Raw genomic sequence first — 11,355 nt, 5'->3', positions numbered from 1 at the left:
CTGTGGATGTCAGAGCTATGTGGCGGGCTTCTGTCAGTGGTAAATGGCGGGGGCCATCCCTTGTTGGGACCGTGCGGAGGCCGCAACCGCGTGGGCATTGAACGGGGGTCCAATCGCCCGGGATGGGGCAGGCCTGGTGCGGTCTTGAGGTGGCGAAGCTAGGTTCGTACGGGGGGCGGGAGATCCGGGGAGTGTCGGCGGTAGTCGCGCGGGGTCTGGCCAGTCTCCCTGAGGAAGTGCCTGTTGAAGTTTGAGAGGTTGGAGAAGCCGACTTCGTAGCAGACCTCGGAGATGGCCTTGTCGGTCTGTTCCAGGAGGCGGCGGGCGTGGGCGATGCGGAGTTTCCTGAGCAGGTCGCTGAAGTTCTGGCCGGTGGAGCGCTTGAAGTACTTCGAGAAGGTCGGTTCGGCCATGCCGACGAGCTGGGCGGCCTCGGACATGCGGGCGGTGCCCGCGTGGTGGCTGAAGAGGTATTCGAGCGCGATGTCCACGACCGCGGCTGCCTCGCTGTCCAGTTCGGGCTTGAACCAGGCGTCCGCGAGGTAGCGCCGGTCTTCCTGGGGGGCCCGGGCGAGCACGGTGAAGAGCTCGAGGAGGTGGTGGAGCCGCTGTATGCCGCTGCTGGCGCCCATGGCCTCGATCTGCTCGGCAGCCTGGGCCGCGGACGGGCCGAGGAACTCGATCCCGCGGGAGGATTCCTCCAGCACGGCGGACATCTCGGAGAGCTCGGGAATGAGTCCGGTGCACTGTTCGAGCCACTTGCCGTCGAACTGGATGACGGCGTCCCTGTTGACCAGCACTTCCCCGGGCTCCAGATCGCTGACCCAGTCGTGCGGCAGCCCCGATCCGATGAGGGAGACCTGGCCGGCCTCGAAGGTCCCGATGTGGTCGCCGACGATGAACTTCCCGGTTCCCCTGCGGATCAGGTGGATCTCGTATTCGGGGTGGTAGTTCCATCTGGCGATGGGGCTCGGGTAGTCGTGCTCGTGCCACCTGACGCAGTGGTTCGGGTCCGGTGGGATGACCTCCCGGTTGGCGCGCATCCCGAGCAGGCGCTCGGCGATCCGTGCCGTCGCCAGCTCGTCTCCTGAACTTCCCATCGGCCCTCCCCTGCCTGCCCCGGGCAGGCGTCCGCCCGCCGACGTGCCTTCCCGTCCCCGGGGTCTCGGAAAATAAGTATCAGAAACCGGCAACCAGGACGCTAGTTGTGATCTGCGTCCCAAGCCTACAGTTGTGGAACGCCACGGGGCTGAGGTTCCTGCGGAGCCGGATCCGGACCCGCCCCACGGTGAAGCCAAGTGCCTCCCAGCCACCTGCGCTGCGGCGTGCCCCCGAAGAACAAAGGAGTCCTTTATGCGCCCCACTCTGCGCACGGCCGCGATGGCTGCAGGCGCCCTGTGCATCGCCCTGTCCGCTTCTGCCTGCGGTGGTGCAGGCGGTTCGAGCGCCTCCGACAAGGAGGTGAATGTGCTGATGGTCAACAATCCGCAGATGGTCGACCTGCAGAAGCTCACCGCGGACAACTTCACGAAGCAGACGGGCATCAAGGTCAACTTCACCGTCCTGCCGGAGAACGACGTGCGGGCCAAGATCAGCCAGGAGTTCTCCAGCCAGGCGGGCCAGTACGATGTGGCCTCGATCAGCAACTACGAGGTCCCGTTCTATTCCAAGAACGGCTGGCTGTCCCCGCTGGACGACACGGTGGCCAAGGACGCTCAGTTCGACCAGTCGGACGTCCTTGCCCCGATGACGAAGTCCCTGACGGGTGCCGACGGGAAGCTGTATGCGGAGCCGTTCTACGGGGAGTCCTCCTTCCTGATGTACCGCAAGGACGTCTTCTCCGCCAAGGGGCTGACGATGCCGGACCACCCGACGTGGCAGCAGGTCGCCGACCTCGCCGCGAAGGCCGACGGCGCGGAACCGGGCATGAAGGGCATCTGCCTGCGCGGCCAGCCCGGATGGGGGCAGGTCCTCGCACCCATGACGACCGTGGTGAACACCTTCGGCGGCACGTGGTTCGACAAGGACTGGAACGCCCAGGTCAACGCCCCGGCCTTCATCAAGGCCACCCAGTTCTACACAGACCTGGTGCGCAGCCACGGCGAGAACGGCGCACCGCAGGCCGGCTACACCGAGTGCCTGAACGATCTGCAGCAGGGCAAGGTGGCGATGTGGTACGACTCCACGGCCGCCGCAGGGTCGCTCGAGGCCCAGGGCTCTCCCGTGGCCGGCAAGCTCGGCTACGTCGCCGCGCCGGTGGACCAGACCAAGAGCTCGGGCTGGCTGTACTCCTGGGCCTGGGGCGTCGAGAAGGCCTCCAAGCATCAGGATGCCGCGGCCAGGTTCATCGAGTGGGCCTCGGGCAAGCAGTACGAACAGCTCGTCGGCACGCAGCTGGGCTGGTCCCGGGTCCCGGCAGGGAAGCGGAACTCCACCTACCAGAACGCCGACTACCAGAAGGCCGCGGCCGCGTTCTACAAGCCGACCGAGGATGCGATCAACTCGGCCGACCCGGCCAACCCCGGCGTCCAGCCCCGCCCGGCCCCCGGCATCCAGTTCGTCGCCATCCCCGAGTTCGCCGACCTCGGCACCCAGGTCTCCCAGGAGATCTCCTCCGCGATCGCAGGGCAGCAAAGCGTCCAGCAGGCCCTGGACAAGGGCCAGTCCCTGGCCCAGAAGGTCGCGGACAAGTACAAGAAGTAACCCGCTGCGGCGGGCGGCCAATGGGCTCAGCGCCCCACCGCCCGCCGCGGCCCGGCGGCCCCCTCCCCATCCCGCGTCAGGGCAGGGCGGCCCGGACCAGGACCGGCGGGACAGAGACATTGGAGTGCACCATGGCCACCGCATCGACCATCCACACCGGCAGGCGGAAGACGACGCCCGCCCCCAGCGGCAGGAGGACGGGCTTGGACCGGGCCGCAGCGTGGGCGCGCAGGGCCCCGCTCCTTCCGGCCCTGGTCTTCATGATCGCGGTGACCCAGCTGCCCTTCGTGGTCACCATCGTCATCTCCTTCTTCGACTGGAACGCCCTCTACCCCAACGACGTGAAGTTCGGCTGGTTCGACAACTACGTCAGCGTGTTCACCGACGAGGCTCTGCGCAACTCCGTCCTCACCACGATCGTGCTCACCGTCGTCGTCGTCCTGGTCAGCCTCGTCCTCGGACTGGGCATCGCCCTGCTGCTGGACCGCCACTTCTGGGGCCGCGGCATCGTGCGCACCATCATGATCACCCCGTTCCTGATCGTCCCTGTCGCCGCCGCCCTGCTGTGGAAGCACGCCCTGTTCAACCCCGAGTACGGCCTCCTCAACGGCATCCTGAACTGGGTCGGGGGCATCTTCGGGGTCCAGGCGCCCCAGCCGGACTGGATCTCCATGCAGCCGCTCGGCGCGATCGAGGTCGACCTGATCTGGCAGTGGACCCCGTTCATGATGCTCATCCTCCTGGCCGGCCTGCAGTCGCGTCCCCTGGACGTCATCGAAGCGGCCCGCATCGACGGCGCCAGCACCTGGCAGCTCTTCCGGTTCATGACACTGCCGCACCTGCGCCGATACCTCGAGCTCGCCGCACTGCTTGGCTCCATCTACATCGTGCAGAACTTCGACGCCGTCTTCACCATCACCTCCGGAGGCCTGGGCACCGCCAACCTCCCGTACAGCATCTACCAGACGTTCTTCCTGGCCCACGACTACGGCGCCGCATCGGCCGCCGGCGTCGTCATCGTCATCGGCTCCCTGCTGCTGGCGACCTTCGCCCTCCGGACCGTCTCGACACTCCTGAAGGAGGAGAACCGATGACCGCCGCAGCCACGCCCACCAGGGCCGCCGCCCCGATGTCCAGGACCGCACGCAGGAGGAAGTCAGCGACGCTCCTGCTCGGAGTGGCAGCCTGGGCCGTAGGCCTGCTCTTCGTCGCACCCGCGGCCTGGATGGTCCTGACCTCCCTGCACGCCGAGACCGACGCCGCGACCAACCCGCCCTCCCTCTTCGCGCCCCTGACCCTGGACGGCTACGCAGAGTTCTTCGGCGCCAGCAGCGGCGCCTCCCCCATCCCGCCACTGCTGAACTCCGCCATGGCCAGCATCATCTCCACCCTGCTGGTCCTGGCCCTGTCGATCCCGGCCGCCTACGCCCTCTCGATCCGCCCGGTGAAGAAGTGGTCGGACGTGATGTTCTTCTTCCTCTCCACCAAGATGCTCCCCGTCGTGGCGGGCCTGCTGCCCATCTACCTGATCGCCAAGTCCACGGGACTGCTGGACAGCGTGCTGCTCCTGGTCATCCTCTACACCTCGATGAACCTTCCGATCGCCGTGTGGATGATGCGCTCGTTCCTCTCCGAAGTCCCGGTCGAGATCCTCGAGGCCGCCGCCATCGACGGCGCCGGGCTCCTGACGATCTTCCGGCGCATCGTCATCCCCGTCTCCGGGCCCGGGATCGCCGCCACGGCCCTGATCTGCTTCATCTTCAGCTGGAACGAACTGCTGTTCGCCAACGTCCTCACCAGCACCGCCGCCTACACCTCCCCGGTGTTCCTCACCAGCTTCGTCACCAGCCAGGGCCTGTTCCTGGCCAAGGTCTGCGCGGCGGCCCTGGCCGTCTCCCTCCCCGTCCTCGTCGCCGGCTTCGCCGCCCAGGACAAGCTCGTCCAAGGCCTCTCGCTCGGCGCTGTCAAGTAACCCGCAAAGGATCCACCATGACCACCACCGCCCCCTTGGCCCCTCCCACAACCATGCGCGCCTCCGTCCTCCGACGTCAGGGCGAGGTCGTCCTCGATACCCTCGACGTCCCGGCCCTGGACGACGACCAGGTCCTCGTCCAGGTCGCCGCCGTCGGAGTGTGCGGCAGCGACGTCCACTACTACCAGCACGGCCGGATCGGGCCCTACGTCGTCGACCACCCGCTCGTCCTCGGCCACGAGCTCTCCGGCCGGATCGCCGCCGTCGGGAAGGACGTGGACCCCTCCCGCCTCGGCCAGCGGGTCGCGGTCGAACCCCAGCGCCCGTGCCGGACCTGCGCCCAGTGCAAGGCCGGCCGGTACAACCTCTGCCCGGACATCGAGTTCTACGCGACCCCGCCGATCGACGGCGCCTTCGCCGAGTACGTGAGGATCCAGAACGACTTCGCCTTCGACATCCCGGACACCGTCAGCGACGAGGCCGCAGCGCTCATCGAACCGCTCTCCGTCGGGATCTGGGCCTGCGAACGCGCCGGGATCCGCCCGGGCAGCCGCGTCCTCATCGCCGGGGCAGGCCCCATCGGCATCATCGCCGCCCAGGCCGCCCGCGCCTTCGGCGCCGCCGAGGTGCACATCACCGACATCGCCCAGGACCGCCTGGACTTCGCCCTCCAGCACGGAGCGACCCACGCCCTGAACCCCCGCACCGACAGCGTCGAGGGCCTCGACGTCGACGCCTTCATCGACGCCTCCGGCGCCGCCGCCGCCGTCCGCTCCGGCATCAAGGCCGTCGCCCCAGCAGGCAAGGTCATCCTCGTCGGCCTCGGCGCCGACGACGTCGAACTGCCCGTGTCGTTCATCCAGAACCGCGAGATCTGGCTCTCCGGCGTCTTCCGGTACACCAACACCTGGCCGCTGGCCATCCAGCTTGTCGCCGACGGCAAGGTCGACCTCGACGTCCTCGTGACCGGCCGCTTCGGCCTCGACCAGGCCGAGGACGCACTCAACGCCGGCCGGCAGCCCGGCCAGCTCAAGGCCGTCGTCTACCCGGGAAAGTGAATCCCGTGGACAGCCCGGCCACAGGCCCGCACGCCGACGCCCAGGCTCGGCTCACCGTGCTGGGCGAGTCGCTCGTCGACCTGATCCGCACCGAGCGCGGGCACTGCACCGAGCATGTCGGGGGGAGCCCGCTGAACGTCGCCGTCGGGTGCGCCCGACTCGGAATGACCGCGACGCTGGCCACCCACTACGGCGAGGACGCCCACGGACGCCTCATCGCCGCCCACCTCGCTGCCAATGGGGTGGAGACGATCAACGGCGGCACCGGGCCCACCTCCACCGCCACCGCCCTCCTTGGCGCAAACGGGTCCGCCACCTACGCCTTCTCCCTCTTCTGGGACATCGCCGACGCGGCCCTCGCGGTCATGGCCAGCATCGAGGAAGCCGACCACGTCCACGCCGGGTCGATCGGCGCGATGCTTCCGCCCGGGGACGGGACCGTGTACTCCCTCGTACAGGCCGCGCGTGCGACAGCGACGATCAGCTACGACCCCAACTGCCGACCAGGTATCACTCCCGACCGGGCCCTCGCACGCTCCCGGGCCGAGCTCTTTGTCGCCGGCAGCGACATCGTCAAGGCCAGCGATGAGGACCTCCTCTGGCTCTACCCCGACCGGCCGCTGGAGCAGACCATGGCCGCCTGGCTTGAGGCGGGGCCCGCCCTGGTCGTCGTCACTCGCGGGCCCCTGGGGCCACTCGCCATGACCAGGGACGCCCGCGCCGAGGTTCGGGCCCCGGCCCTCACCGTCGCGGATACCGTCGGGGCGGGCGATTCGTTCATGGCAGCCCTCATCTCGGGTCTGTCCCAGCTCGGACTCCTCGGCGCTGCGAACCGGGAGGAACTCCGCCGCCTCGACCAGGGACACCTGGCCGCCCTGTGCCGCTATGCCGCCGCCGCGGCGGCGGTCACCTGCTCCCGCCCTGGGGCCGACCCCCCACGGTCCGTCGAGCTCCAGCCGCTTGCCGCCCAGACGGCTGCCGCCGGCGGCCCGACGCTTCTGCCGGAGGAATGAGATGCAGACACTGAACAACGGGACTCTGGGCGCCTTCGAGCCGCCACTGGCTCTGCCCTCCTACGACCGATCGCGGCTCAGTGTCGGAATCGTGCACTTCGGGGTCGGCGGCTTCCACCGCGCCCATCAGGCCATGTACTTGGACAGGCTGATGAATCAGGGCCTGGCGCAGGACTGGGCGATCTGCGGGGTCGGGGTACTGCCCGGAGACTCGCGCATGAAGCAGGTCATGGACGCCCAGGACAGCCTCTATACCCTCGTCCTGAAGCACCCCGACGGGAGACGGGATGCCCGGGTGATTGGCTCGATTGCCGAGTATCTGTACGCGCCGGACGACCCGCAGGCCGTGATCGAGCGCATGGCCTCCGAGCAGGTCCGGATCGTCTCGCTGACGGTGACCGAAGGGGGCTACAACTTCCACCACACCACCGGCGACTTCGACGCGCAGAACCCAGACGTCGTCCACGACCTGGCCGAGCCCGACCAGCCCAGGACCGTGTTCGGGCTCATCACCGAGGCGCTCTCCCGCCGGCGCGCACGCGGGCTTGAGCCGTTCACCGTCATGTCCTGCGACAACATCCAAGGCAACGGCGATGTCGCCCGCAAGATGTTCGCCGCCTTCGCCGCCCTCAGGGACCAAGAACTGGGCCGGTGGGTGGAATCATGCGTGGCCTTCCCCAATTCCATGGTCGACCGCATCACCCCCGTCACCACAGACGAGGACAAGGCATCCATCGCCGAGCAGTTCGGCGTGATCGACCAATGGCCGGTCGTGTGCGAGCCCTTCGAGCAGTGGGTGCTCGAGGACACCTTCCCGCTCGGACGTCCGCCCTTGGAGAAGGCGGGGGTGCAGCTCGTCGCCGACGTGGAGCCCTACGAGCTGATCAAGCTGCGCCTGCTCAACGCCAGCCACCAGGGCCAGTGCTACTTTGGCTACCTCGCTGGCTACCGCTACGCCCACGAAGTGTGCCAGGACGAACGCTACGCCCGCTTCCTGCTGGCCTACATGGACAACGAAGCCACGCCGACCCTAAAACCCGTGCCGGGCATTGACCTAGACGCCTACAAGCACCAGCTCATCGAGCGCTTCTCCAACGAGCACGTACGCGACACCCTCGCCCGGCTCTGCGCCGAGAGCTCCGACCGGATCCCCAAGTGGCTCCTCCCCGTGATCCGTGAGAACCTCGCCTCCGGCGGAGAGATCTCCCGCTCCGCGGCGATCGTGGCCAGCTGGGCCAGATACGCCGAAGGCTTCGACGAAGCGGAAAAGCCCATCACAGTCGTGGACCGATTCAGCGAACGCCTGCAGAGGGCAGCACAACGCCATGACCAGGACAGGCTCGCCTTCATCGCCGACCGTGAACTCTTCGGAGACCTCATCGACCACCCGCGGTTCGTTGAGGCCTACACCAAGGCCCTGGACTCACTCCACGAGCACGGCGCCACCGCAACCGTGGCTTCCCTCGCCTAGCTGTACTGACCCGCTGGACGATGGTGCGGGGCCAGGGCGGTGCGCTGATTTCAGCGCTGTGGGGCGGCGATTTGTTATCGGCAGTCAAGCTAGACCGCGTCGCCCTCCGCCGGACCTCCGAACTTGAGAGTCCCGAGAACCTACAGCTTTACGAGACGCCGGCCCGGCCCCTGCCGACCCGTCCTCGGAAGCCGCCGCACCAGGGGCCGCGGTGCCTTGGAAAGGTGTCTTGACGGATTCTGCCTCGCAGGCGACCAATTTAGGGATTTGTGAGGCACACTGGGCAGGTGAGGCTTCTGGGGTACACGAGGGTGAGCACTATCGGCCAGGACGCGCGGCTGCAGCTCGAGGCGCTGCGCGGGGTCGGAGTGGAGTCCCGGGACGTGTTCTCTGATGTGACCTCGGGCAGCCGGACCGCGGTCCAGCGGCCGGGGATGAAGCGGCTGCTGGAGTACGCCCAGCCCGGGGACACCGTGGTGGTCTGGCGCATCGACCGCCTCGGACGCTCGCTCATGGACGTCCTGAACACGGTGAACCTGCTGCGCGAGAGGGGTGTGAAGATCCGGTCGGTGTCGGATGGGATCGACCCGGAGACGTCCTCGGGCAGGATGATGCTGGGAATGCTCGCGACCCTGGCCGAGTACGAGCGCGAGCTCATCGTCGAACGGGTCAACGCGGGCATCGCCGCGGCGAAGCAGAGCGGCACCCGGTTCGGCCGGCCGCCGCTGAGCCAGGAGGTGGTGGCGGCCAAGCTCGCGATCGTCAACGATGCCAGGGCCAAGGGGCGCACGGCCGAGGAGGCCGCGAAGCTGGTCGGCTGGTCCAGGGCGACGCTGTACCGGCACCAGCTCGCCGCGCGTTCACTCAGCTCCGGGGCCGAGCGGGCCTGAGGTGGACGGGCTGCAGCGGTGGAGCGTCCTGCGCCTCCATGTCGAGGACGACATTCCGCTGACGGCCCTGGCCCGGGACACAGAGATCGGGCTGCGGACCCTCCAGCGGTGGCACCGACTCTACAAGGGCGGCGGCATCGACGCGCTGGGGCCGCGGCGGCGCAACGATGCCGGGACCCGGCGCACCGCCGGGCAGCTCGTGGCCTTCATCGAGCGGCTGTCACTGACCAGGCCACGTCCGGGCATCGCGACGGTCCACCGGCTCGCCGTCGCGGAGGCAGACCGGCTCGGGGTCCCGTCCCCGAGCTACGCGACGGTGCGCGGGATCGTCCGCGGGCTCGATCCGGCCCTGGTGACCCTGGCCCTGGAGGGGCCAGCGGCCTACCGCGACCGACACGAGCTCGTCTTCCGGCGACGGGCAGAGAGGCCGAACGCCACATGGCAGGCCGACCACACCGAGCTGGACATCCTCATCGTCGGCGCCGACGGCAGGCCGGAGCGGCCGTGGCTGACCGTCGTGATGGACGACTACGCGCGGGCGGTCTGCGGCTACATGGTCTTCACCGGCGCGCCGTCGGCGATGAACACAGCCCTCGCGCTGCGGCAGGCGATCTGGCGCAAGAGCGATCCGTCCTGGGCGATGTGCGGGATCCCCGACGTGCTCCATGTCGACCACGGCAGCGACTTCACCAGCCGCCACCTCGAATACACGGCGGTAGCCCTGAAGATCCGCCTGGTCTACTCGACCGTCGGGCGCCCCCAGGGCAGGGGCAAGTCCGAACGGTTCTTCCGCACCCTCAACACGGAACTCCTCGAGGCAATTCCCGGGCACATCGCCCACGGGGCGGCCGCGCCGAAGCCGGTCCTGGACCTGCCCGCCCTCGATGCGGCGATCGTCGGCTTCATCGCCGCCTACAACGAGCGCCCCCACCGCGAGCTCGGGATCAGTCCGAAGAAGGCATGGACCGCCGACGGCTGGCTGCCCCGCATGCCCGAGACCCTCGAGGAGCTGGACGGGCTCCTCCTGACCGTCCCGAAGCACCGCACCGTCCAGCGCGACGGCATCCACTTCCAGGGCCAGCGCTACCTCTCCACGACCCTCGCACCCTTCGTCGGCCAAACCGTCACCATCCGGTACGACCCGCGCGACCTCTCCGAGATCCGCGTCTACGACCACGATGCCTTCGTCTGCACCGCCATTGACGAGAACCACCCGAACCAGCGCCTGAGCCTGGGCGAGATCGAGACAGCGCGGCGTGCCCGCCGCCGGCAGCTGCGCAAGGAGATCAACGACCGCATCCCGCGGGCCGCACCGCGCCAGGAGCGCCGCGCTGCCCAGCCGGCCCAACGGCCCGTGCGGCTGCGCACCTATGAAGAGGACGAGCCATGAGCCAGGACTTCATCGTCACCAAGGAACACCGGCGCTTCACCGAGTTCGCCAACGCCGTGCGCAAGGAATGCACCATCGGCATCTGCCACGGTGACGCCGGCGTCGGCAAGACCCAGTCGGCACGCCGCTACGCCCACTGGGAGACCCTCGAGCCATTCATCGACCCGTGGGGCCCGCGCAACCAAGAAGACGACCCGCCCCGCTACGCGGCCGCCAACCGCTCCCGCACCGTCTTCTACACCCCGGAGGTGCTCCCCAAGCCGAAGGAGCTCATGCGCGACATCGACCGCCTGCAGGTGCGGCTCGGCGTCTGCGTCGACGAGCACCAGCGCCTCGCCGGCAAGATCACCGGCACCGTCGTAGGCGACACCACCAAGTGGGTCGAGCTGCTCATCATCGACGAGGCCGAACGGCTCACCCCGACCGCGCTCGAACTCCTGCGCGACAAGCACGACCGCCAGCACCTGGCGATCATCCTGATCGGCATGCCCGGCATCGACCAGCGCTTCCGCCACTACCCCCAGCTCTACAGCCGCCTCGGATTCTCACACCGCTACCGCGCCCTCGGACGCGACGAGCTCCTCTTCGTCCTCGACCGCCACTGGAAACGCCTCGGCCGCACCCTCGACCCCGAAGACTTCACCGACGCCCAGGCCATCGCCGCGATCGAACGCATCACCCGCGGCAACTTCCGCCTCCTCGAGCGCCTCTTCCCGCAGATCACCCGAGTGCTCAAGATCAACCAGCTCGAGACCATCACCGACGACGTCATCGAAGCCGCCGCTAGCATCCTCGTCATCGGCGACTGACCGCCACTTACCTCTCTCAAATGACCGCCAAAAAGCGATCAAATCCACA

Annotated in this window: 11 protein-coding genes; 9 read left to right on the top strand and 2 right to left on the bottom strand. The window is 68.4% G+C overall.

The window, feature by feature from the left end:
• Positions 1-158: 158 nt before the first annotated feature.
• A complete protein-coding gene (locus tag LF262_RS16730) occupies positions 159-1,100 on the bottom strand; it encodes an AraC family transcriptional regulator (protein WP_235781542.1) in 942 nt (313 codons plus the stop codon).
• Between the two features lie 253 nt (positions 1,101-1,353).
• Here LF262_RS16730 and LF262_RS16725 point away from each other — a divergent pair, with 253 nt between their 5' ends.
• Positions 1,354-2,703, top strand: a complete 1,350-nt coding sequence (locus tag LF262_RS16725; RefSeq protein ID WP_235781541.1) for an ABC transporter substrate-binding protein — start codon at positions 1,354-1,356, stop codon at positions 2,701-2,703.
• Positions 2,704-2,779: 76 nt separating this feature from the next.
• Here the strand turns inward: LF262_RS16725 and LF262_RS16720 are convergent, their stop codons facing one another.
• A complete protein-coding gene (locus LF262_RS16720; protein ID WP_235781545.1) occupies positions 2,780-3,001 on the bottom strand; it encodes a hypothetical protein in 222 nt (73 codons plus the stop codon).
• On the opposite strand from LF262_RS16720, the gene LF262_RS16715 reads away from it, so the two are divergent.
• The 8 genes from LF262_RS16715 to LF262_RS16680 all read left to right on the top strand — a co-directional run bounded on the left by LF262_RS16715 (position 2,964) and on the right by LF262_RS16680 (position 11,306).
• Positions 2,964-3,797, top strand: a complete 834-nt coding sequence (locus LF262_RS16715; protein WP_372462797.1) for a carbohydrate ABC transporter permease — start codon at positions 2,964-2,966, stop codon at positions 3,795-3,797. The two genes, LF262_RS16720 and LF262_RS16715, sit on opposite strands and share 38 nt — an antisense overlap.
• Before the next feature lie 35 nt (positions 3,798-3,832).
• On the top strand, positions 3,833-4,675 hold the full coding sequence (locus tag LF262_RS16710; protein ID WP_235781543.1) for a carbohydrate ABC transporter permease: 843 nt from the start codon (positions 3,833-3,835) through the stop codon (positions 4,673-4,675).
• Positions 4,676-4,692: 17 nt separating this feature from the next.
• Positions 4,693-5,733: an NAD(P)-dependent alcohol dehydrogenase gene (locus LF262_RS16705; RefSeq protein ID WP_235781540.1), complete on the top strand. Its 1,041-nt coding sequence runs from the start codon at positions 4,693-4,695 to the stop codon at positions 5,731-5,733.
• Positions 5,734-5,738: 5 nt separating this feature from the next.
• A complete protein-coding gene (locus tag LF262_RS16700) occupies positions 5,739-6,746 on the top strand; it encodes a carbohydrate kinase family protein (RefSeq protein WP_235781539.1) in 1,008 nt (335 codons plus the stop codon).
• A 1-nt stretch (position 6,747) separates the two neighbouring features.
• A complete protein-coding gene (locus LF262_RS16695) occupies positions 6,748-8,217 on the top strand; it encodes a mannitol dehydrogenase family protein (protein ID WP_235781538.1) in 1,470 nt (489 codons plus the stop codon).
• 287 nt (positions 8,218-8,504) lie between these two features.
• Positions 8,505-9,107: a recombinase family protein gene (locus LF262_RS16690; RefSeq protein ID WP_235781537.1), complete on the top strand. Its 603-nt coding sequence runs from the start codon at positions 8,505-8,507 to the stop codon at positions 9,105-9,107.
• A gap of 1 nt (position 9,108) precedes the next feature.
• Positions 9,109-10,497: a TnsB C-terminal domain-containing protein gene (locus tag LF262_RS16685; protein ID WP_235781536.1), complete on the top strand. Its 1,389-nt coding sequence runs from the start codon at positions 9,109-9,111 to the stop codon at positions 10,495-10,497.
• On the top strand, positions 10,494-11,306 hold the full coding sequence (locus tag LF262_RS16680; protein ID WP_235781535.1) for an AAA family ATPase: 813 nt from the start codon (positions 10,494-10,496) through the stop codon (positions 11,304-11,306). Before LF262_RS16685 ends, LF262_RS16680 begins: the two co-directional genes overlap by 4 nt.
• The last annotated feature ends 49 nt before the right edge of the window (positions 11,307-11,355 follow it).

It is taken from the genome of Sinomonas notoginsengisoli (genome assembly GCF_021554725.1).
GTDB classification, from domain to species: domain Bacteria; phylum Actinomycetota; class Actinomycetes; order Actinomycetales; family Micrococcaceae; genus Sinomonas; species Sinomonas notoginsengisoli.
This window is presented reverse-complemented; position numbering and strand designations above follow the sequence as displayed.